At 33.3% G+C, this 23,863-nt stretch carries 20 protein-coding genes and 1 pseudogene; 9 read left to right on the top strand and 12 right to left on the bottom strand.

From position 1 onward, the window contains the following. Positions 1–108: 108 nt before the first annotated feature. Positions 109–669, bottom strand: a complete 561-nt coding sequence (locus ACFE3K_RS05815; protein WP_375358620.1) for an IS630 family transposase — start codon at positions 667–669, stop codon at positions 109–111. Next, positions 663–1,112: a helix-turn-helix domain-containing protein gene (locus tag ACFE3K_RS05810; protein ID WP_375358619.1), complete on the bottom strand. Its 450-nt coding sequence runs from the start codon at positions 1,110–1,112 to the stop codon at positions 663–665. The genes ACFE3K_RS05815 and ACFE3K_RS05810 overlap by 7 nt, the downstream gene beginning before the upstream one ends. Before the next feature lie 93 nt (positions 1,113–1,205). On the opposite strand from ACFE3K_RS05810, the gene ACFE3K_RS05805 reads away from it, so the two are divergent. Together ACFE3K_RS05805 and ACFE3K_RS05800 are read left to right on the top strand one after the other, a co-directional pair. Further along, positions 1,206–1,547 carry a transposase gene (locus tag ACFE3K_RS05805; protein ID WP_375358618.1) on the top strand — a complete coding sequence of 114 codons (342 nt, stop codon included), beginning with the start codon at positions 1,206–1,208 and terminating at the stop codon, positions 1,545–1,547. Between the two features lie 21 nt (positions 1,548–1,568). Beyond that, entirely contained in the window at positions 1,569–1,703 is a 135-nt protein-coding gene (locus tag ACFE3K_RS05800) for a hypothetical protein (RefSeq protein WP_375358617.1), read from the top strand. A 41-nt stretch (positions 1,704–1,744) separates the two neighbouring features. Here ACFE3K_RS05800 and ACFE3K_RS05795 read toward each other — a convergent pair whose 3' ends face one another. The 6 genes from ACFE3K_RS05795 to ACFE3K_RS05770 all read right to left on the bottom strand — a co-directional run bounded on the left by ACFE3K_RS05795 (position 1,745) and on the right by ACFE3K_RS05770 (position 8,945). Next, positions 1,745–3,496, bottom strand: coding sequence for an ABC transporter ATP-binding protein (locus ACFE3K_RS05795; protein ID WP_375359496.1), 1,752 nt, complete (start codon positions 3,494–3,496; stop codon positions 1,745–1,747). Beyond that, the gene (locus ACFE3K_RS05790) at positions 3,496–3,861 is read right to left on the bottom strand and encodes a transposase (protein WP_375359495.1); all 366 of its coding nucleotides are present in this window, start codon (positions 3,859–3,861) and stop codon (positions 3,496–3,498) included. Before ACFE3K_RS05790 ends, ACFE3K_RS05795 begins: the two co-directional genes overlap by 1 nt. Before the next feature lie 22 nt (positions 3,862–3,883). Further along, positions 3,884–5,290 (bottom strand): group II intron reverse transcriptase/maturase, encoded by a 1,407-nt coding sequence (gene ltrA / locus ACFE3K_RS05785; RefSeq protein ID WP_375358595.1) that lies wholly within the window; start codon positions 5,288–5,290, stop codon positions 3,884–3,886. Between the two features lie 480 nt (positions 5,291–5,770). After that, positions 5,771–6,238 carry an IS5 family transposase gene (locus ACFE3K_RS05780; RefSeq protein WP_375358616.1) on the bottom strand — a complete coding sequence of 156 codons (468 nt, stop codon included), beginning with the start codon at positions 6,236–6,238 and terminating at the stop codon, positions 5,771–5,773. A gap of 99 nt (positions 6,239–6,337) precedes the next feature. After that, the gene (locus tag ACFE3K_RS05775; RefSeq protein ID WP_375358615.1) at positions 6,338–7,588 is read right to left on the bottom strand and encodes an MFS transporter; all 1,251 of its coding nucleotides are present in this window, start codon (positions 7,586–7,588) and stop codon (positions 6,338–6,340) included. Positions 7,589–7,610: 22 nt separating this feature from the next. Beyond that, positions 7,611–8,945 carry an MFS transporter gene (locus tag ACFE3K_RS05770; protein WP_375358614.1) on the bottom strand — a complete coding sequence of 445 codons (1,335 nt, stop codon included), beginning with the start codon at positions 8,943–8,945 and terminating at the stop codon, positions 7,611–7,613. 265 nt (positions 8,946–9,210) lie between these two features. On the opposite strand from ACFE3K_RS05770, the gene ACFE3K_RS05765 reads away from it, so the two are divergent. The 4 genes from ACFE3K_RS05765 to ACFE3K_RS05750 all read left to right on the top strand — a co-directional run bounded on the left by ACFE3K_RS05765 (position 9,211) and on the right by ACFE3K_RS05750 (position 12,530). Next, on the top strand, positions 9,211–10,674 hold the full coding sequence (locus tag ACFE3K_RS05765; RefSeq protein ID WP_375358613.1) for a UDP-N-acetylmuramoyl-L-alanyl-D-glutamate--2,6-diaminopimelate ligase: 1,464 nt from the start codon (positions 9,211–9,213) through the stop codon (positions 10,672–10,674). Between the two features lie 406 nt (positions 10,675–11,080). After that, entirely contained in the window at positions 11,081–11,431 is a 351-nt protein-coding gene (locus ACFE3K_RS05760; protein ID WP_375358612.1) for a hypothetical protein, read from the top strand. Between the two features lie 44 nt (positions 11,432–11,475). After that, positions 11,476–11,976: a helix-turn-helix domain-containing protein gene (locus ACFE3K_RS05755; RefSeq protein ID WP_375358453.1), complete on the top strand. Its 501-nt coding sequence runs from the start codon at positions 11,476–11,478 to the stop codon at positions 11,974–11,976. Further along, the gene (locus ACFE3K_RS05750) at positions 11,970–12,530 is read left to right on the top strand and encodes an IS630 family transposase (protein ID WP_375358611.1); all 561 of its coding nucleotides are present in this window, start codon (positions 11,970–11,972) and stop codon (positions 12,528–12,530) included. The genes ACFE3K_RS05755 and ACFE3K_RS05750 overlap by 7 nt, the downstream gene beginning before the upstream one ends. Positions 12,531–13,048: 518 nt before the next feature. Here ACFE3K_RS05750 and recF read toward each other — a convergent pair. Beyond that, positions 13,049–14,131, bottom strand: a complete 1,083-nt coding sequence (gene recF / locus ACFE3K_RS05745) for a DNA replication/repair protein RecF (RefSeq protein WP_375358610.1) — start codon at positions 14,129–14,131, stop codon at positions 13,049–13,051. A 456-nt stretch (positions 14,132–14,587) separates the two neighbouring features. Here recF and mutS point away from each other — a divergent pair, with 456 nt between their 5' ends. Together mutS and recJ are read left to right on the top strand one after the other, a co-directional pair. Further along, a complete protein-coding gene (gene mutS / locus ACFE3K_RS05740) occupies positions 14,588–17,251 on the top strand; it encodes a DNA mismatch repair protein MutS (RefSeq protein WP_375358609.1) in 2,664 nt (887 codons plus the stop codon). Between the two features lie 16 nt (positions 17,252–17,267). Continuing rightward, positions 17,268–19,076, top strand: a complete 1,809-nt coding sequence (gene recJ / locus ACFE3K_RS05735) for a single-stranded-DNA-specific exonuclease RecJ (RefSeq protein WP_375358608.1) — start codon at positions 17,268–17,270, stop codon at positions 19,074–19,076. A gap of 356 nt (positions 19,077–19,432) precedes the next feature. Here the strand turns inward: recJ and ACFE3K_RS05730 are convergent, their stop codons facing one another. Together ACFE3K_RS05730 and ACFE3K_RS05725 are read right to left on the bottom strand one after the other, a co-directional pair. Then, the gene (locus tag ACFE3K_RS05730) at positions 19,433–20,017 is read right to left on the bottom strand and encodes an IS630 family transposase (protein ID WP_375358607.1); all 585 of its coding nucleotides are present in this window, start codon (positions 20,015–20,017) and stop codon (positions 19,433–19,435) included. Then, entirely contained in the window at positions 20,011–20,460 is a 450-nt protein-coding gene (locus ACFE3K_RS05725; RefSeq protein WP_375358606.1) for a helix-turn-helix domain-containing protein, read from the bottom strand. The genes ACFE3K_RS05730 and ACFE3K_RS05725 overlap by 7 nt, the downstream gene beginning before the upstream one ends. A 666-nt stretch (positions 20,461–21,126) precedes the next feature. Between ACFE3K_RS05725 and ACFE3K_RS05720 the strand changes: the two genes are divergently transcribed. After that, positions 21,127–23,142: a hypothetical protein gene (locus ACFE3K_RS05720; RefSeq protein WP_375358605.1), complete on the top strand. Its 2,016-nt coding sequence runs from the start codon at positions 21,127–21,129 to the stop codon at positions 23,140–23,142. A gap of 165 nt (positions 23,143–23,307) precedes the next feature. On the opposite strand, the pseudogene ACFE3K_RS05715 reads toward ACFE3K_RS05720, so the two are convergent. Then, positions 23,308–23,751, bottom strand: a pseudogene (locus ACFE3K_RS05715) (UbiA family prenyltransferase); the annotation flags it as partial. Positions 23,752–23,863: the final 112 nt, after the last annotated feature.

Here is a 23,863-nt window from a genome sequence, read left to right as displayed (position 1 = left end):
TAAACTAAAATTTTGACTATTTAAAGCATTTATTGCTTTTTATTTTTAAAAGGATGCAATATTTTCTAATCTTGTTGTATAAATTACAGTTTATACTAATCGCAATAATTAACACGGTGTATTTATCCAATCTCTATACATAATTGATTTTACTAAATCTACATTATGAGCAAGTTGATTCCAAGCGTAACAAGCCATAGTAACGATATCTTCATATACACCATAACATTGGTTAGACAAGAAATGATTTTTAATCCATTCCCAAACTTGTTCCATTGCATTAAGTTCCGGTGCATAGGGCGGAAGCGGTATCAAAGTGATATTGCTTGGCACAGTTAGTTTTTTGGCTGTGTGCCAACCTGCATTATCCGTTAGTAAAGCTATATGTCGGTTGCCTTGAATACTGCGAGAAAGCTCTTCTAAGAATTTATTCATTGCCTGTGTGTTTGCATATGGTAAAATTAATGCACAAGCTTCTCCTGTCTCATGGCAAGCAGCTCCGTAAATATATGTTGAAATAAATTGCTGTTGCCGAACTTTACGGGGTCTAGTGCCACGCTTAGCCCATATACGAGTTAAGCTACCTTGTTGCCCAACTCTAGTTTCATCCTGAGACCATATATCAACTTTACATCTATCGATATTTTGTGCTAATAATTTTGTTAACATGTCTGGAAAGTTTTTTTATATCTATTTTGAGTCTCTTGATTTGACTTTGGATGCATTGAACGAGAAGTAATCCAGCTAAAACCAAGGCGGTGCATAGTATTGTAGACTGTTTTTAAAGCACATTTAGCACCATATTCCTCAAGTAACATGATATGTAGCTCTTTTCCAGTTATATACCCACCAGTTTTACTTTTACTGAGCGTATTGATTTTATCAAAAAGAGCAGATTCTTGTATAGTGTTAATCTTCCTAGGGGCACCGCTTCTTTGTGATTCAAATAATCCTTCAAAACCATGATTCCTAAATCTTCTGAGCGATGATTGCACAGTTTTCCAGTGTGACTTCACTATTTCAGATATGGCTTTAAAAGATTTGCCTAATTGAAGGTGATACATCGCCAATAAACGTATATGGTTTCGACCATGCGGCTCATGTTTCATCATTTTTATAAAATCATGACCATGAAAACCTTGTGGTAATATTAACCTAGCTATTTGAGTACCTATTTATCAGTTAAAAACCCATTTTATAACACCGTGTTCATTATTGCAATTAGTATAATAACTCGTATATGGGCTAAGCGTGGCACTAGACCCCGTAAAGTTCGGCAACAGCAATTTATTTCAACATATATTTACGGAGCTGCTTGCCATGAGACAGGAGAAGCTTGTGCATTAATTTTACCATATGCAAACACACAGGCAATGAATAAATTCTTAGAAGAGCTTTCTCGCAGTATTCAAGGCAACCGACATATAGCTTTACTAACGGATAATGCAGGTTGGCACACAGCCAAAAAACTAACTGTGCCAAGCAATATCACTTTGATACCGCTTCCGCCCTATGCACCGGAACTTAATGCAATGGAACAAGTTTAGGAATGGATTAAAAATCATTTCTTGTCTAACCAATGTTATGGTGTATATGAAGATATCGTTACTATGGCTTGTTACGCTTGGAATCAACTTGCTCATAATGTAGATTTAGTAAAATCAATTATGTATAGAGATTGGATAAATACACCGATTTGTTAATTATTGCAATTGGTATAAATAGACAATTACTCCCTTTATGTTCACTTATCACCCTCCTCTAATTCCTTATGATATAATTTATAATATTCAGCTTTATTGTTCATAAGTTGTGAGTGAGTTCCTTGTTCAAATATCATACCAGATTTCATAACAACTATATGATCAACATCCTTAATGCTCGATAAACGATGGGTTATAATTAAGGTAGTCTTACCTTTGTGAAGATTTACTAAAGAATTTAAAATTAATCGCTCAGAATTTTGATCTAACGAACTTGTTGCCTCATCCCAAACTAAAATTGCTGCCGGCTTCAAAAATGCTCTAGCTATCGCTAAACGTTGACGCTGCCCACCTGAAAGTGTTGTACCTTGATTGCCAATCATCGTATCATAGCCAAATGGAAGGTGCGAAATAAATTCATCAGCATCAGCATATTTTGCCGCGGTAATAATTTCACTGTGAGTAGCATTTGGATTACCATAAGCAATATTTTCTGCAACACTAGTGTCAAATAATGTAGTATCTTGCGTTACTAAAGAGATTTGCCGTCTTAAAGAGTCAATTTTTATGTCTTTAATATCGTAATCATCAATTACAATTTGTCCACTAGTTGGATTATAAAATCTTACTAATAAATTAGATAATGAAGTTTTGCCGCTACCAGAACGCCCAACAAAAGCTGTAGTTTTCCCTGGCATTATTTTTAGATTAACGAGCTTTAAAGCTACTTTATCATTAAATTTTAGCTCGACATTGTGAAAAATTATTTGCGGATTAACTAATTGAACATTTTGAGCATTTACACTATCTTTAATAATAGGCTCAGTATCTAGAACGTTAAAAACTCTTTTTGTTGCAGCAATACCCTCTTGTAAATTTACATTTAAAGAAACCAAGCTTTTAAAAGGTCTATAAGCTGCAAGAAAGGCAGTAATAAAAGCAAAAAATGCTCCTGGTGTAGTTTCTCCTTTTATGACTAACAATCCACCGTACCAAATAAGCCCTCCAACTGTAATACCACTTAACACTTCCATGATTGGTGAGACCAATGCATCCAATTTTGCAGTTTTCTTAAAAAAATGTAAAATATTACTAGAGAACAATAAAGCTCGATTGCTTTCAATTTTCTCTCCTAAGAAAGACTTAACAATTTTAATTGACTGAAAAGTTTCATCTAACCTAGAAGTATAATTAGCTAATTCCTCTTGAGCTTGTCCTGATATTCTACGAATTTTTCTCCCTAATTTCTGTATTGGATAAATTGCTAGGGGAAATGCTAGAAATACTATACAAGATAACCTAGGTTCTAACTTAAACATCACTATGATAAGGCCTACTACTGTCAAAAAATATTTCGCACATCCTACTAGTAAATTTGACACAGCACCACGCATCATGGCAATATCGTTAGTAAAGCGTGATATTAAACGCCCTGATGATTGAGATTGAATAAAGAGAGTATCGGCAAATAATAGATGTTCATACATTTTAATTTGTAAATCAGTTAGAATTCTCTGACCGATAAATTTAACTAAATAACTTGAATAATATTCAGCTATCCCTTTAATAGTAAATGTGATCACTACCATTAACGGCAAAAATAATAACATTTGACGATTGCCGATTAAAAATATTTGATCAATAGTTGGTCGCACTAAATCAACGATACAAGCGGTACACACAGCCGTAATTACCATACAAAATACTGCCATGCCGATCTGTTTTAGATAAGGTCTTACATGATCAACTATTAACCTTCTTAAAGTATTATAGGCACTATAGTCATAATTTATTAGGTTATGTTTTTTTTGCAAAATTCTCTCCTTAGATCTAGGTTCTGTTGACAAAAATTATAACGTAACCATATTAAAGTTCCAACAAAATTTAAAAAAGCTAAGAAAGTGGCTGGAGCCTTATCAAATCTAGAAAATATACGCCTAAAATGTTTGATTTTACCAAATAAGCACTCAATTAAATATCGTTCCTTATAAGTATGTTTATCATATTCACGTTGTACTTTACGGTTAGATTTTGGTGGTATAACAATCTCACACCCCTTATTTTCTAAACTTTCTACAAATGCACTACTATCGTATCCTTTATCGGCTATCACAGTCGTATTCTGAACATCTTGAGTAAGATTTCCCGCTTGAGTTATAGCCGAGTAGAAATCATAGCTCTTACCATCCTTTAATTAATAAAGTTTCATTGCTATGATAGCCCTCACAGAACCGTGCTTGTGGTTTTCCCACACACGGCTCTTCAATATAGCTATTCTGCTTTGAAGTAGTACCATATAAAGAAAACTTTATTTTTGGCATTGGTAGCGGATTCCACTGCAAATAGTTTTTAAACCATTTATAGCTTACTTTTCTACTACCTCTTCGGTTTATCCACTTATGTACCATTTGTACAGTTCTATAGTAAAACTTAGAGATCGATTGAAAATTACCGCTAATACCAACATAATTATAATGTCCTGTTAGTTTTGATTTTAGTGTTGGCCACCATTCTTTCAAAGCTATTTGCGATCTTATTGACTTTAACCATTCTTGAGTTTCTTTTAGTTTTCTTGCAAAGCTACTCTTCATTGTCTTATGACCCATTACAAAGTATCCTTGCCTACTTTTTCCACAATAGTGAGTAAAACCAAGAAAGTTAAATGTCTCCACTTTCTCTTTCCTTTTACTTGCTAGTTGCCAAGGTCGTCTACCAAACTTAACCTTCCTTGTTTTCTCTTCTGATATGCTTAATCCAAAACCTTTTAGCCTATCTTGTAGTAAGTTTAAAAATTCTTCTGCATCTTTAGCACTTTCACAACACACCACATAATCATCACAGTATCTTATTAACTCAACATAGCCTTTAGCTTTTGACTTAAAGACTTTCTCAAACCATAGATCTAAGACATAATGTAAGTAAATATTTGCAAGTATTGGACTTGCTACTGAGCCTTGCAGTATACCTTGATCACTGCTACTAACAACACCATCCTTAGTTGCTCCAGCTTTTAAAAGTCTTCTTATTAGCCACATAAAATTCTTGTCTAATATTCTTTCTTCTAAACACCTTTGCAACCAATAATGATTTATGTTATCGAAAAATTTCCTAATATCTACTTCTACAACATAATTAATTGGCTTTTTCATTACCACTTCATTTAAGGCTTTTATTGCTGAATGACAGCTTAAGTTAGGTCGAAATCCGTAAGAGCATTTTAGAAAATCTTGCTCATATATTGCTTCTAACAATTTCTTTACTGCTAATTGCACTATTTTATCTTCAACTGTTGAAATACCAAGCCCTCGCTTTTCTTTGCTGTTAGTTTTAGGTATATATACCATTCTAACTGCACTAGCCCTGTAGCTTCTATCTTTTAGTCTCTGCACAAGCTTTTCTACATGCTCCTCTAGATTCTTGCCATATTCTTCAACCGTTACTTCATCTATGCCATAAGCTCTGTTCCTTTTCAGCTCTTTGTAACATTTAATAAGATTCTCCTTATTTATATGATGCACAAGTGCTGTAAATTTTAGCTTCTTATCTTCCTTAGCTTTAGCAGATATAAGTTTAAGTTTACTTTCCATTCTACTCTCTAACCTCCGTGTATTAGTGAATTAAGCGTACTTACACTAACGCTATATTGCTGACCCCTTCCCCATGTACATGGCTTTCCCATGCTCAGAATACTATGAGTCAGTCCGACTTCCATTGTATCATACTTTAATTCTTGCTCTTAACAGCTTGTTTTAAAGTACTCACTTGCGTAAGAATACAATGGATCTCCTAGGTTCAGGTAAATTCCATCTTGTAGCGTGTCATGGTCTGTGACTCCGGTAGAGCAATAGTTGCTCGCCTTATCGCAACTACACATCCTGTTTTCCATGAAATGAAGCATGTCAACCTCTATGATATCGCATATTTCGGAGCTTATATCCTTCACTTACGTTACAACCCACTACATCCCTCCTCTCAGCTTCACATAATTCGTTACCTCCATATATGTGAAATTTGGTTCTACGCTGTTGGCTAAACTTTACGTAGGTTGGATTTTCACCAACTGTAATTTACCCGCTTTGCCTAACGCCATCATTTCTTTGCCCAGCAGTTAGTATAAACTTTAATGGATTACCAAGGACATCAACAAGGGTATGAATTTTAGTACTAACACCACCTCTGCTTCTACCTAAAGCCGCTTCTTCTTGATTACCTTTGATATATCCAGATGAGCAAGCATGTGCTCTCACAATAGTTGCATCAATCATAATTGATTCCATATCTGCATCTACTTTAACATAATCCATTAAATCCTCCCATATACCTTTGTCAACCCATCTCTTAAATCTGCGATAAATACTGTACCAACAACCATAATCATCCGCTAGAAGACGCCATTGGCAACCTGTTCTAACAATAAACCATATTGCTTCAATAAAATATCTCATTTTTTCTTCATTCTTGTTGTGTATACCATTTCTTTCCTTAAAAAATGATAAAATTACTTCCCATGCTTGTTCTTCTATGTAATACTTCATATTGGTAGTTCCTTTTTTTGATAACTAGAAACTACCATTTCTTCTTACTATGGCAACTTTTTATTCCTCTTGCCTAACTATAATTTTTGTCAACAGAACCTAGTAGTTTGTTATAACGTTTGTACTATACAGAAAAATTACTGTACTGAACAATATTAGTAATAATAGCATAAAAAATCCTAGCACTAAGTATATTGCATTAAAATATTGCCATAATAACATACAAAAAAATGGTGTTGTTGATGAAAGTATCATACCGCCAAGTGAATGGGATAGACTACACATTCTTGCCCTAATATTAGTTATAAACATAGATTGGACAATAATTTGTAATGGCACTACGTAAAATGGGGCAAGTCCGATAAGCATTACTGGGAAATAAATTACCGAGATTTCTTTATATAGTAAAAATTGTACAATAATTATCACTAACAAACTTAATGATAATGCGATGATAATTTGTTTTTTAGGGTAAAATCTATCAGCTAAAAAACCAGACAATACTGACATAATAGCGTAAATGCTTATTAAAGCTATATTGATAATTTGAGCTTGATTGCTATCCATAATTAATGCACTTTTTACAGCAAATACTCCCCAAAAATAAATTAGAAAATGGTAAATACCTCCTATGCAACCACTTATTAATATTGCTATAATAAATTTTTTAAATGAATCTTTGATAATCTTTGTTAAATAAAAAAAGTTATAATCTGGAGATTTATGATCCTTTTTAGAATTTAAGAACTCCTCACTTTCATGAAAATAGTGCCTTAGAAATATTATAAATAAGCCAAAAATTCCACCAATAATAAAATTTGCCCGCCATAAATAAGCTGCTGAGTCAAATTCTGTAGAAAAATGATAAATTGTTGCAGCAAGCAATGCTCCAACCTGACTACAAAATGACACGATACCACTAGCACAATTTTTGCTAGTCTTACCTACTTTTTCTACAACGTAAATTTTTATAGCATCACTTTCTCCTGCTAAGCTCATTAAAAATGTCATACGACAAAATATTAAGATTATTGTAGCCACTATGCTAATTCTATCAAAATTAGGGGTTAATCCTATAAGAATTGTAGAGATAGTAGCCAAAAATACTGAGATTTTAACTGATACAACTCTACCATATTTATCACTGATAAAACCAAAAATGATCGAGCCTATGGGACGAGCTATTACAGCTATGCTGAATATAGCAAAAAATAATAATATCTGCCTATCATTTGATCCTAGAGGTAAAAAATTCTTGGATAGAACTGCTGCCGAGAGACCAAAAAGAGCATAATCATAATAACGCACAATTGTTGTAAAAAAAGCAATTAGGAATGCCGGTCTTGTCATACATCTATATCTATTATGTTTTTCATGGTATACTCCTCATTGCCCATATAGTAGCTAAAGTAATCATTGCAATATAAATTCCTATAGATATAGAAGAACCAGTAAAATGCCAGAGAGCTATACATATTGAGGGAGTAAATCTTCCAAATATTGAAGTACCTATAGCATCACCAATACTAACCAGCATATATTTATCTGAACCATGGAATAGACTATTAAGCCAATAATTTAGTGGGCATAAGAAAGTTACCCCTAATGTAATAATCCACAAACGGACAAAATTAATATACCATAAGGAAGCGTCAGACATATATAACCATAATGGTACTATGCTAATAAATAAAATGCTAGTACTGATGATCATTACATTTGTAGGACGATATTTCTTAACCAAAGACCCTATTATTGGAATCATTGCTGCATCCATAATTAATAAGATTGTATTAAACGTCATCATCCTCTCCAAAGATATAGAGGTAATAAGAGGTATAAAACTATTCATCACGACAAAAGGTATCACATATGTCATATAGGAAAAGCCACTAACTATAGACACACGCAGAATATTGCACTTATTATTCAATATCACATTTGATATATAGCTAACAAAGTCATTGCAAGCAATAGTAAGCCCATGAAGCAATCCATTCCTCATTTTTCTGGATTTTTTCATTGCTACTAAAGTAGCTTCTTGCAATGACGTTTGTGAATTTGACATAATGTTAGTCAAGTTAGCTATATAAGATTCTTGTTCTATTGCTCTTTGAGATATATTGGAATAACGTCTAAGATAAACCCCTACAATCCCTGTACTCCCTCCTAATATGAAACATAAACGCCAATATTCATGATGATTAGAACTAATTAGAATTGTACTTACAAAAGAGGCAATAATAAGTCCAAACATTGTTGATAACTCGTATAGATAGGATGCTTTCACTCCTTGAGTTTGCGTCTTATTTTCTACAATATACAATTTGGCAATACAATGTTCTCCTTCACCAAAAATTGCTAACATCATTCGAATAATGAGCAGCATCAATGGTGAGAACCAGCCAATCATTTGATAAGTTGGTATAACTCCTATTAACATAGTAGTAACAGCAACGCCTATTAATGAATAGGATAGAGCCAAAACTGCTCCTCGTTTTCTTACAATTATACTAAAAATTATTGCCCCAATTGGTCTAGTAATTATTGAAGTTGCTAGTACGCTATAAGTTAAGATCAAAGCAACTATAGGATCGTCTTTGGGGAAAAAGATTATTGATAAAATTGGAGCAAGAAAACTATAAATAGCCGTATCAAAATGATCTAGACTATTACCTATTAAAATTGATAAATCTTTCTTTTTCATGAGGAATCCTTAAAATTCTTATCAAAAAATTATCTATTAATCCTATAGTTAAACCCATAGGATTAGGTGATAAAGAACATAACGATTGTAAATTGTCATTCCCGTATAGGTGGGAATCTAAATACCTGATTTCGCAGGTATGGCACAAAGTTTGTATTAGCTAATTCATAGATTGCACTATAACTCTTTACATAGGCTCTTACACCTGATAAACACACTTATATAGATTAAGAATTAATTAGGCTACATTTAAATTGTAGAAATTATGCAAAAATTATTTGACTATTTAAAAATTACCTCTCAGCTGAACTCTCAAAGTTTGTGTTTTGACTCTAGATTAGCTAAAGCTGGTGACATATTCTTCGCCATTAAAGGAGCAAGTTCGGATGGTAATCAGTTTATTGATGATGTAATAAACAAAGGAGTAAAATTCATTATTACCGATGATGCTGAAAGTTTAAAAAACCCTAACATTATCGCTAATGGTGTACATATAACGCTTATGAGTGGTGCACGGGTGGCACTAAGCCAAGCTGCTAATATTCTCTACCCTTTATTACCACAATATATGGTAGCTGCTACTGGTACTAACGGTAAAACCTCGGTAGTATCATATTGTAGGCAACTATACACATTACTAGGAGTACCCAGCTGTTCTATCGGGACCATTGGCGTAGAATGTTCGGGTGGTTTGGATTTAACAAGCATCCAAGAAATTTTAGACGAATCCCCGGCTCTTACTACTCCTGATCCTGTAACTTTGAGGCATATTCTACATAAGCTAGCTGAGAATGGCACAAAATATCTAGCTTTTGAGGCTTCTAGCCATGGTCTAGAACAACAAAGATTACTTGGTATAAAAGTAGATGCTGCCTGCTTTACTAGTTTTAGTCAAGATCATCTTGACTATCATAAGAATATGGCTAATTATCTTTTAGCCAAGCTAAAATTATTTACAGATAATTTATCGCAGACAGGAGTTGCTGTATTAAACTCGGAAATAGAACAATTAGATTATATCAAAAGTTATTTACAGGAACGTAATATAAAATTTTTAACCGTTGGTAAGAATGGTGATCTAAAAATTATCGACAGGACAATTTGTACTTATAACGGGCAGAAATATAATTTTACTACCGATATAGTTGCTAGTTTTCAAGCAACCAACTTGCTGATTGCCGTTATGATGGTGCATTTGACTGGCTTTCCTTTTGAACAAGTCATATCGAAATTACCACAAATTAAAGCAGTTAAAGGGCGTTTAGAGAGAGTAGCTAATAGCAATATTTTTATTGACTATGCTCACACTCCAGATGCCTTAGAAAAAAGCTTGCTAGAACTAAAAAAAATAAAATCAAATAAGGGGTTATTGAAAGTAATTTTTGGTTGTGGCGGGAATAGAGATAGTGGTAAAAGAGCATTAATGGGGGAAATTGCGGCGAAAATTGCTGATGAGGTTATTATCACTGACGATAATCCGAGGAATGAAGACCCAAAATCAATACGGCAGCAAATTATACAAGGTATTATAGCTATCACTAATAGTTTTATAGAAATACAAAATAGAAAAATTGCAATTATTGAAACAATAAATAATCTACAAGAAGATGATATTTTGCTGATTGCCGGCAAAGGTCACGAAAATTATCAAATAATCGGTAATAAAAAACTACCATTTAGCGACTTCGATATAGCCAAGGAAGCTCTACAAAGCAGAAAAAGATTTTGAATTAAAAAATATCAACTAATAATAAAATGATATGCTAATTTTTAGAATATTCTTAGTCTCCTTCTATATAATTCTACCATCCTTATTAACTATGCATTCTGTATATGCCACTCCATTTAACCATCCAGAAACATGGAAAAAAGTTGATATCTCAAAATTACTTAAAACATCTACAATACACCATATAGAACCTATGAGAAAGTTTCTCACAGAGAAATGTAAAAAAGCGGAATTCAATGGAGAAGTTTTTTTAGTTACTTTATACCAATTATAATAATTAACATGGTGTATTTATCCAGTCTCTATACATAATTGATTTGACTAAATCTACATTCTGAATAAGTTGATTCCAAGCGTAACAAGCTATAGTGACGATTCTTCATATACACCATGTTAATTATTATAATTGGTATTAGATGATCAGGTAAAAGCTGTCTTTAAAAAATTACCTGCAGATGATTTAGGAGATGCACAAGCTGAAGTAGCAGCGTATCAAGCTTCTCTAATTCTAGGTTTCCCTCATATTCCTCCAACAGTAATGCGTAAAATTAATGGAATGACAGGATCATTGCAACTCTACATTGATACTAAGATTGATCCTTTAGTACCTGAAGAGCATGAAAAAGCTCTTCAAGAGGTTTCCATAGAAGATCAAATGAACCTACGAACTTTTTACTTTATTTTTGGGCATTGGGACTCTGGATCACATAATTTATTAATATTTAAAGATATTAATAATACCAATTGCAATAATTAACGCAGTGGTCTAAGATGGGTTTTTAACTGATAAAAGGTACTCAAATGGCTAGGTTAATATTACCACAAGGTTTTCATGGTCATGATTTTATAAAAATGATGAAACATGAGCCGCATGGTCGAAATCGTATACGTTTATTGGCGATGTATCACCTTCAATTAGGCAAATCTTTTAAAGCCATATCTGAAATAGTGAAGTCACACTGGAAAACCGTGCAATCATGGCTCAGAAGATTTAGGAATCATGGTTTTGAAGGATTATTTGAATCACAAAGAAGCGGTGCCCCTAGGAAGATTAACACTATACAAGAATCTGCTCTTTTTGATAAAATCAATACGCTCAGTAAAAGTAAAACTGGTGGGTATATAACTGGAAAAGAGCTACATATCATGTTACTTGAGGAATATGGTGCTAAATGTGCTTTAAAAACAGTCTACAATACTATGCACCGCCTTGGTTTTAGCTGGATTACTTCTCGTTCAATGCATCCAAAATCAAATCAAGAGACTCAAAATAGATATAAAAAAACTTTCCAGACATGTTAACAAAATTATTACCAAAAAATATCGATAGATGTAAAGTTGATATATGGTCTCAGGATGAAACTAGAGTTGGGCAACAAGGTAGCTTAACTCGTATATGGGCTAAGCGTGGCACTAGACCCCGTAAAGTTCGGCAACAGCAATTTATTTCAACATATATTTACGGAGCTGCTTGCCATGAGACAGGAGAAGCTTGTGCATTAATTTTACCATATGCAAACACACAGGCAATGAATAAATTCTTAGAAGAGCTTTCTCGCAGTATTCAAGGCAACCGACATATAGCTTTACTAATGGATAATGCAGGTTGGCACACAGCCAAAAAACTAACTGTGCCAAGCAATATCACTTTGATACCGCTTCCGCCCTATGCACCGGAACTTAATGCAATGGAACAAGTTTGGGAATGGATTAAAAATCATTTCTTGTCTAACCAATGTTATGGTGTATATGAAGATATCGTTACTATGGCTTGTTACGCTTGGAATCAACTTGCTCATAATGTAGATTTAGTAAAATCAATTATGTATAGAGATTGGATAAATACACCGTGTTAATTATTACAATTGGTATAAAACATATTTTATTGCCATAGATAATTCAGGCATTCGCAATCGCCAACATGTTAAATTTGGTGAACTTCCTTTTGTTAGAGTACTGTATAGTGATAAATTAAATACCAATGATTATGACAAACCATTTCCTGTTGATAAAGCAGAGGTTATTGATCTCCCTAATGAAGAAAAGCTAAAACAAAGATTTAAAAAACAAATACCTCCTACCTTTTACAAAAATTTTCAGTCTTATAACCACCCTTTGCAGTTTGTTATTTATCAAAATAGCCTATGGATTTAGTATCATGCATTTGATAACAGTTTTATAATATTTTATCCAACACAATGTTATGACGACACTATAAAAGCTATAAAAAAATTAGACTTATCTATTCTTAGAAAGATTTTTATAGCAGCAAAAGGTTCTGATTTTTTAAATAATTCTTACCTTAATGCTATATTAGAACGCCGTGATCAAGTTTTAAGGCATTGCCTTAAAATTAAATAAAAGAAATTTCATACTATAATTTTATTAATTCTGCTTTTTTTGTTAAAGATTCTATGCCATTTAAGTCAGTTGCAGTCACCCATAGCTGTAATCCTAATTCTAGGAAGAAATCAATTAAGTACTGTCTCCTTTTGTTATCAAGATGTACAAAAACCTCATCTAACAGTAAAATAGGCATAGCAATGTTTTCTTTAATAGAATAATTAACTTGGGCAAGTATTATGGCAATGAGCATAGCCTTCTGTTCACCGGTGGAACAGTGTTTAACTAAGGCATTTTTTTCTTTATGAATAACTACAAAATCACTTTTATGTACTCCAAAATTAGTTCTATTAGATATCTTATCACGAACACGAGACACCACTAACTCATTTTTTATAAAATCAATATCTATTTCAGAATTTTTTAATATTATATCTTCTATAACCCCATTAATTGATAAAATAGCTTTAGGAAAATCATTATCCAAATCTGAGATAGCTTTTTGCATATGTTCTAAAATTTTTAGCCTATTCATAGCGATCTCAATTGATAATTCCGCCATTTTTTCTTCAACCACTCTTAGCCAATTTGTATCCACTTGGTCTTGTGCTAGTATTTTGCTACGTTCATACATATAATATTCATATTGACTAACTATTCCTGCATGCGATGGATTAAAGTTATAAACAATCCTGTCAAAGAATTTACGCCTATCGCTAATACTGGAAGAAAAAATACCTTCCATTTGGGGTGTAAGCCAAATCATAGCAGAGAACTTACTTAGTTCATTATTTTGTATTTTAACACCGTTAAATTCCGTAAAACGTCTATTAGATTCACGCTTTAAATTAGTTGAAATTTCAACTAAGCCAAGTTTACTGTGTAATAATGCATAAGCTAAACAATGATCTTCTCCCCTTTGACAAATATCATCTAATTTAGCTGTTCTCAAACCTTTACCAGGTGAAAATAGTGATATTGATTCTAAAATGTTAGTTTTTCCACTACCATTCCCCCCTATTAGTATAACAGGATTATTACCAGCACTAATATCTAAATTCTGAAAATTACGATAATTTAATAATTTTAATTTTTGTAGATAAATATTATGCATAACTTCTTTGAAATAGTGAGAAAAAAACCTAATCAATTAAAATCAAAAGCTCTTTTGAATCTAAACATATACTGCTATACTCAAATGATTTGAAGAATTGGATTTGAAAATGAATGGTGAGCATGCTAGGTGTACATATAGTATAATTACGCATGCGAATCCATGATATTTTCAAAAAACAATTCTTAAAAGCAGAAGAGTATATAATTTCAAGAGTGGGTAGACGATAATAACTTCAAGAAGAGCTAGCTGTGCTGTGATATTTAGGGTACGATGACCTTAATTCTTGAAGTTCTATACCTTTCGCCTTTTAAGTGTTGGCGTTGTGGCACGATGGGACTTCGCGTAGGAACAACGGTTTGACTACGCCTAGCCAACTCTTGAAATTCATCGGGTATACCTGAGTATATACTCAAATCTAATTCAAACAACTAAAATATATCCATGACTTTATCCATGTCTTTAGAAGAATTTCGCCATAAATATAATTATGATCAATCAACAAAGATGATGCAACAATATTTAGACATCAAATTTGCCAATCTTGATTGTCTTCTATTGTTTAGAATGGGTGATTTTTATGAAATGTTTTTTGATGATGCAGTTCTTGCCAGCCAAGTTTTAGGTATTGCTCTTACCAAAAGAGGGTCTAATGGAGACTCTGAGATTGCTATGTGCGGAGTACCCCATCATGCTCTTGAGACATATTTAAATAAATTAATTGCAGAAAATTACAAAGTTGCTATTTGTGATCAACTAGAAACACCGGAAGAGGCAAAGAAACGTGGTGGCTATAAAGCTGTAGTAAATAGGGATGTAACGCGTATCATCACTCCAGGTACTGTTACTGAGGAATCTTTAATTGATGTTTGTGAACCTAATTATTTGGCAAGTTTAGTTTTACTAAAAAACGGAGCATCAATTTGTTACGTTGACATCTCTACTTCAGAAATTTCAGTTATAGAGATTCCGCAGAATGAGATTATCAACGAACTATCACGTCTTAAGCCTAAAGAGATTTTACTTAGCGAAAATTTGCAAGGAGGACAATTAGCTAATAGTATTCAGCAGCAATTACATTTCCGTGTCTCGTATCAAGTTGATAGTTTTTTTGCTCCTAAAAAATGCCATAAAATCATTTTAGATTTTTATAAAATCAATGATCTAAAAGCCATAGGGGAAATATCTGAATGTCAAACAAGTAGTATTGGTAGTATCTTAGAATATTTATCACTAACGCAAAAGCAAAATATACCTTCGCTACCTTTGCCTCGGTTGGTCAATTACCATAATTTTATGATTATTGATTCGGCGACTCGGCGGAATTTGGAAATTACTAATAATTTATTAGGAAAAACCAAGGGTAGTTTACTGGCCACTATTGATCACACAGTTACTAAGGCTGGTAGTCGTTTATTATATCACTTTTTATCAACACCACTAATAGATATTGATGAAATAAATTCTCGACAAAATATAACAGAATTTTTTTATACAAATATTGAACTAGTAGGAAATATTAAAAAGTTACTCAAGAAAACTGGGGATTTAGAACGTTGCTTGGCTAGAATTACCATGAATCGTGGCTGCGGGCGAGATCTGCTAAATATGAAATATACGTTAAATGCTGCACTGGAAATAAAAGGAGAGTTTATTTCCCATTATGGGCTAAATTTGCTAGATTATATAGAGAAGTTAATTAAACCTCTATCTGGAGGTGAACAGTTATATTCATTAATAGATCAAGCAATTAGAGAGGATGCACCTAATACTATCAATGAAGGTGGGATAATAAATCATCATTATCATCCTAAAATACAAGAATTATATGACTTAATTAACAATGGCAAAGCCCATGTAGAAAAATTAAAGAATGTATATCGTCTTGATACTGGCATTGACACCCTAAAAATATCTCAGAATAATGTACTTGGGTTATTTATTGAAGTTACCCTAAGACATAGTGATAAAATGTACGCATCAAAATTTATTCACCGGCACACAACTTCTAATGCTAGTCGCTATACTACTATTGAATTACAAAAGTTAGAAAGTGATATGGTCAACGCTAGGAGTTTAGCGATTAATCTTGAACTAGAATTATATAAAAAAATATGCCAGCAAGTTATTGATAAAGCTATATTCTTACGATTACTTAGCTATTCCTTGAGTCAGCTTGATGTATTTTGTAATTTTGCTTATATTGCTGATGAATATAATTATGTCAAGCCTAGATTAAGCAATGATTTGAGTTTTGAGATTATTGAAGGGCGGCATCCAGTCGTTGAGCAAAGTTTATCAAATGATAAAAAAAGCTTTATTCACAATAACTGTACTTTATCGGAAGCTAATAGAATTTGGTTAATTACTGGACCTAATATGTCAGGTAAAAGTACTTTTTTACGGCAAAATGCCCTAATAGCCATATTAGCTCAAATTGGTAGTTTTGTGCCGGCTAAAAGTGCCAAAATAGGTATTGTAGACAAGATATTTAGTAGGATAGGTGCAGGGGATGATTTACAAGCAGGTCAATCAACTTTTATGGTGGAAATGCTTGAAACATCAGCTATTTTAGCACAATCTACTAAAAATTCTTTAGTCATATTAGATGAGGTTGGTCGTGGAACTTCTACCTATGATGGTGTATCAATTGCTTTCGCGGTGCTGGAATATATTCATGATAATCTCAAATGTCGATGTTTGTTTGCATCGCATTATCACGAATTAACCAGCATGAGTAATTTTTTGCCAGCCTTGCAAAATTATACGGTGGCTATTGAGGAATTAGGGAAAGAAATATTATTTTTGCATAATATTATAGCAGGGATGGCTGATAAATCTTATGGAATTCATGTAGCCTACTTAGCGGGCCTACCAAAATCTGTTATAATTAGGGCGAATGACATTTTAACAAAATTAGAAAAAACCGCAACGTACAAAAGCAAAAATATATTAAACACTGAATCAAACAATTTAAGTTTATTTGACTTACCAGTAGAGAGTAAAAAAGCAATAAAATTTAATAAGTTAGAAGAAGAACTTATTAAAATCGATCCTGATCAGCTCTCCCCTAAACAAGCCTTAGAGTTGGTTTATAAATTAAAGAAACTAATTTTTTAAAATAGGGTTGCCTTACATGATAGTACCACTAGAACCCAAACGTTCAGTAAATGGAAAAATTTGGCAACAGCGATCAGTAAACGAGGATGATGTTTCAGAACTTTGTCGTTCTGTAGGAATCAGTGATTTTCTAGCACGGGTTCTATTTCCTCGCTTAGAGAACTTATCACAAGCTATAGATTTTTTATCACCTAAGCTCAAGAATTTACTGCCAGATCCTTTTCATTTACTTGATATGCAAAAAGCAGTAGATAGGACTATAGAAGCTATTATAAATAAACAGAAAATCTGTATATTTGCTGATTATGACGTTGACGGAGCTACTTCTTCATCACTACTTAAGAATATATTTAGAGATTTGGGGCAAGAAGCTGATATTTATGTTCCAAACAGAATTGCTGAAGGGTATGGACCGACCCCAGCTGCTATGCAGAAAATTAAGGATAATGCTACTGAGCTACTTATTACTGTTGATTGTGGAGCAATGGCACATGAGGCTCTAAAATATGCATCATCAGTAGGACTTGAGGTAATAGTGATTGATCATCATATTAGTAGCGATATATTACCTGAAGCTGTTGCAGTTGTTAATCCGAATCGTATTGATGAGACCAGTAGATATAAGTACCTAGCAGCTGTAGGAGTATCATTTTTATTTGCTACCGCCTTATTATCCGAGTTAAAAAAACAAAATTTCTTTACCGATATAGCTTCGTGTTCGATACAAAATAGTGTATATTCAAAATGTCATACTCTACCAAATTTAATGCAATATTTAGACTTAGTCGCACTTGGAACAGTATGCGATGTAATGAAGCTTATTCACTTAAATCGTGCTTTTGTTGCTCAAGGATTAAAAATCCTTGGTCAAAGAAAAAATTTAGGTATGAAGACTTTATGTGATGTTGCTGGTTTAAATGAAAAACCAAACTGTTATCATTTGGGATTTGTGTTGGGGCCTAGGATCAATGCCGGTGGAAGAGTTGGTAAATCATCCTTGGGTGCTAGTCTTTTATCTACCGAATGTGCAATAGAAGCAAATCTACTTGCACAGGAGTTGGAGAAACATAATAATGAGCGAAAAGTAATAGAGCTGATAATGATAGAGGAAGCTACTCAAATAGCTTTAACCCAAGAAAATGATAGTTCATTATTTATAGTTGGTAAAGGGTGGCATCCAGGTGTTATCGGCATTGTCGCTGGCAGATTAAAAGAAAAATTTAATAAACCAGTTGCAGTTATAGCTTTAAATGATGGAATAGGTAAGGCTTCTTGCCGTTCTATCAAAAATGTTGATTTTGGTAGTAAAATTATCAATGCCAAGGCTAAAGATTTAATCATAGCTGGCGGGGGACATGCAATGGCAGCTGGATTTACAGTATTGGAAGAGAAATTACAAGAGTTACAAGAATTCTTAAATCACGCCTTTAAGATTGATATTAGTAATCAAAATGGTATTGCCTATGAAGAATATGATGCGGAACTTACTACAAGTAGTGTAAATTTACCGCTAATGGATCAGCTAAGTAAACTCGAACCATTTGGCCAAGGAAATCATGAGCCAATATTTAAATTCTCTAATCTTTTTGTCTTGAAAGCCGACATAGTGGGAGGAAAACATATAAGATGTTTGCTTGCTCCTTCTAAGGAATCTTTTGGTTCTAAACCGCTGCATGCTATTGCGTTTAATAGTATATCTAGTCCTATAGAAAATATTTTACTTAATATTAAGTCATATAATATTTCTGTAATTGGTTCATTAAAAATGAATAGTTGGAAAGAGTCTAATACTATTCAATTACAAATAAAGGACTTGATAATATGATATTTATTAGCTATAGAAAATTAAGAGGATGGATATACTCTTCTGCTTTAAAAAAATGTCATCCCTGCTTTGGTGCAGGATATCATAGTACATTTTTTATATAACCACTATTAAAATGGCTGCTGATCGTCATTGCGAGGAGTCGCGAAAAAGCGGTGAAGCGGCAATCTTTATGCAGTATTACACCTCACTTCACTAGATCGCCACGGCATCTAACGCACAACTGTTGAAAGTTTACAAATACCTATACCATTTCTATTCCATACACCGCATACTAACCTCGTTTTATGGCACAATTTTGATCCTATCCATCTCGAAGATAAGTCGCGTTAGCCGCTTTAAGAATGCATTTTTTCTTATATTAATACCAATTGCAATAATGAACACGGTGTATTTATCCAATCTCTATACATAATTGATTTTACTAAATCTACATTATGAGCAAGTTGATTCCAAGCGTAACAAGCCATAGTAACGATATCTTCATATACACCATAACATTGGTTAGACAAGAAATGATTTTTAATCCATTCCCAAACTTGTTCCATTGCATTAAGTTCCGGTGCATAGGGTGGAAGCGGTATCAAAGTGATATTGCTTGGCACAGTTAGTTTTTTGGCTGTGTGCCAACCTGCATTATCCGTTAGTAAAGCTATATGTCGGTTGCCTTGAATACTGCGAGAAAGCTCTTCTAAGAATTTATTCATTGCCTGTGTGTTTGCATATGGTAAAATTAATGCACAAGCTTCTCCTGTCTCATGGCAAGCAGCTCCGTAAATATATGTTGAAATAAATTGCTGTTGCCGAACTTTACGGGGTCTAGTGCCACGCTTAGCCCATATACGAGTTAAGCTACCTTGTTGCCCAACTCTAGTTTCATCCTGAGACCATATATCAACTTTACATCTATCGATATTTTTTGGTAATAATGTTGTTAACATGTCTGGAAAGTTTTCTTATATCTATTTTGAGTCTCTTGATTTGATTTTGGATGCATTGAACGAGAAGTAATCCAGCTAAAACCAAGGCGGTGCATAGTATTGTAGACTGTTTTTAAAGCACATTTAGCACCATATTCCTCAACTAACATGATATGTAGCTCCTTTCCAGTTATATACCCACCAGTTTTACTTTCACTGAGCGTATTGATTTTATCAAAAATAGCAGACTCTTGTATACTGTTAATCTTCCTAGGGGCACCGCTTCTTTGTGATTCAAATAATCCTTCAAAACCATGATGCCTAAATCTTCTGAGCGATGATTGCACAGTTTTCCAGTGTGACTTCACTATTTCAGATATGGCTTTAAAAGATTTGCCTAATTGAAGGTGATACATCGCCAATAAACGTATACGATTTCGACCATGCGGCTCATGTTTCATCATTTTTATAAAATCATGACCTTCAAAACCTTGCGGTAATATTAACCTAGCTATTTGAGTACCTATTTATCAGTTAAAAACCCATTTTATAACACCGTGTTAATTATTGCAATTAGTATAAAACCGTTTCTTCTTCTAACTTTCAACAGTTGATGACATCGGAGCTATTAAACCAATGTCTTACATCAATAGTTGAGGTTAACTATACTGAAAAACTTAAAGTATTTGCAAAAATATCATAAGTTACAAAAAAGTTACTATTATTAGAGTTATTAATATAATTTTCGTGATGTTATTTGATATTACTTGATTACTGGCTATAAACCTGTCTTAATCTACTGAAAGACATCTTGTATCGCTAAATTATGAAAGAGGAAGTTTTGGAAAAAAATTAAGTAAGGAGTATAAGTGGAACAAGATATGTATAATTCCTTACTTAATTTTGACAATAAGATTACCTTACAAGAATGAAGTTATGCAAGAGCCTATTTCTACATACTAAAAGTTGTAATACTGGAGTACCAGTAGTACAAATGCTGTCATTCCCGCCGTAACTCGGATGACAGCTCTATGTGTAGTCCAACTTCAGTTGGACAGCAGGTTTAGATAATATAAAATCTAACTGCTAATAATTAAATAATAAAACAATAACTATACCAGGAGGATATTATGTTTAGAAATATTAAGAAATCTAGTCTAAATAAGAGTGCTAGTCAAAATAAGAGTGCTAGTCAAAATAAGAGTGCTAGTCTAGATAGGAGTACTGTTAATGATACTGGTACTGATCAGGTTTTAGCAGCACTCAAATCTAAATATTTCCAAGACATGCTTGAAGCTTTAAATCAACAATATGGTGATATACAAAAGATCAGAACGCCTCTCGAATTCAGTTATACTGAGGCTCAGGATAAATATAAAATTTTACATGACGAGATCAAAAAAGATCGTATCCTTAAACCTAAGGAAACAAAGCAATTATTATTTAAGACATACGAGTATCAAGCTATTAGTGCTTTCCGAGCAAGTGATTTTAAAGAACATATTACACATTTATTACATGCATATAAAAATTATGGTCCTAATATAGATGAATCTATAATAGGACTAGAAAGATGGGTAAAGATATATACAAATTTTGATCAAGATGTACAAACAAAAGTACCAAGCATTTCTGAAAAATACAATAGTTTATTAGAACAGGTTGCAACAAAAGTTCAGTTACTAATTAAGCTTGGAAAATATGACCAAGCTCGTGCACAAATGAAGTATTTGAATGAAAATAGCGATAATTTCCAAATATTTGATCTATACTTTAGTACAATAAAAGATCCAAAGGAAGCTTTGAAGTATTTTGAAGACAAATCAAATAATAATCTTACACAACGTCAAGATATTCATGATATCCTTATAAAATGGCAAAATCACCTTAGTAACCAAGTTGATGATCAAGAAGTTACTGCCAAAAAGTACAACCCAAATCCAACAGTTGCTACGGCACCTGCAGCTTCAGTTGTAAGCTCTGAGATAAAGAAAGCTGGAAAAGACGTTGAAAAACTTCAAGAAAAGCTTGAAAAAGCTTCCAATAAGTTAGAGACGGCTATAACTCGTGCTGAACATCAGGAACAGATAGAGAAACTTGAAGCTAAACACAAAACTGAATTAAAAGCTGAATTAGAGGAAGCTAACGCTGTATACAATACTAAATTAGAGACAATTAAAGCTAAAGCTTCATCTACAAAAGATACTAAAGTGGATGAAGCCGGTGACTTTTCTCCTACTTCATCTCTACTACCATCGTATAGCAGTGTCAGTTATCCATTTGTGGAAGTTGCTGAAAAGACTCCTACAGCTACTGTAGTTAAGCCTCTTGACGAGAAGGTTTTAAATGAGTTAATTCAGTTAGCTAACTCGATTACGTCACTTAATCATTATGCGGAACAGTATAAGATTTATAAAGATAAGGCTAAAAGTCTTTTGAGTGAAGCTGTTAAAGAGAATCCTGATGTATATAAAACTATAGATGATCCTAAAATTTTGGTGCTTCTTGCTGACGTTCTTTTGTCTTCAAATAAAATGGAGAAAGCAAGAATAGTTTGTAAAAAGGCTCTTGATGTTGATCCAAATATATGGCAAGCTACTGTGGAAGAGATAGTTTTGCTAAATTTAGCTGGAGTTCTTTTACCTTCAGATCAACCAAAGGCTGAACAAATTTATAGTAAAGTTATGAATTTTTGTTTTGTTTGTGAATATGAAGAAAATAAGTATAGAGTTGATACTAATAGGAAGATGAAAATAGCTAAGATTGTTGCTCAAGATGGATATACAGATGGAGAGAGGGATTGCTTAGCTGAGTTCTGTATATCTTCCCTTAAAGTACATCATAAAGTACAAGCTCTAGATTGTTACCCACATACAGACGCTACTGCTACTAAAAGACAAAAGATTGTTGAGCAATTGCAACAGTCGATTGAGCAAATATCGGAGTCAAACCCTACTGGGTTTGAGGCCAAAGTCTATGCACTCTATTCAATGCTTTATCCTTTTTTCAAAGAATCTTCAGAATTCTGTCAGGATATGCAAACAGAATACAGAACTCATTGCTTGAATCATCAACTCTATATTTATCCCCCTAATGAAGGAGATACTGCCGATATCCTTGGTAGCTGTGCTAGTAACGACTCTTAAGGCTACTCATAATAATATAGTGAAAAAGTCCCATAATTTATTCCTCCTACTTCAAAGCCATTAACAGCTTTTGAGGTAGGAGGGATAGTTGCTCAGGGTAATTTTAAAATTGGGCTGTTTTAAACAGCCCGGCTTTTCAATTGTTCTGTTGCTATCCACAAGCGGCTAGTTTCGAGAGAAGTCCAATGTTAAAAAAATACTAAAAAGATAAAATATCGAATAGGCAAATAGTTTTTTAGCTTGTTTATGATCTTTATCACTAAACAGAGAGGCAGCATAGTATAAAAAAATTAGCCCCAGTATAACTGCAGTTACTAAATATACAAGATTACTTATTCCTAAAAAAAAGGGCGTAAATGTAGTAATAACCATAATGATACTATAGGTAAGAATTTGCTTTTTAGTATAATATTCTCCCTTTACCACTGGCATCATCGGGACACCACAATCTTTGTAGTCTTCTGAGCGAAAGATTGCTAATGCCCACGAGTGTGGAGGTGTCCAGGTTAGAATAATCATAAATAAAGAAAAGGAGAAAAGTGAAATCTCATTAGTTACTGTTGCCCAGCCAATCATAGGAGGCAATGCACCTGCAACCCCTCCAATAATACCAATTGCAATAATTAACACGGTGTTATAAAATGGGTTTTTAACTGATAAATAGGTACTCAAATAGCTAGGTTAATATTACCGCAAGGTTTTGAAGGTCATGATTTTATAA

The sequence above is a fragment of the Candidatus Tisiphia endosymbiont of Neophilaenus lineatus genome (assembly GCF_964264975.1).
GTDB lineage: Bacteria > Pseudomonadota > Alphaproteobacteria > Rickettsiales > Rickettsiaceae > Tisiphia.
The sequence above is the reverse complement of the archived record's forward strand: the minus strand, read 5'-3'. Positions and strand labels throughout refer to the sequence as shown.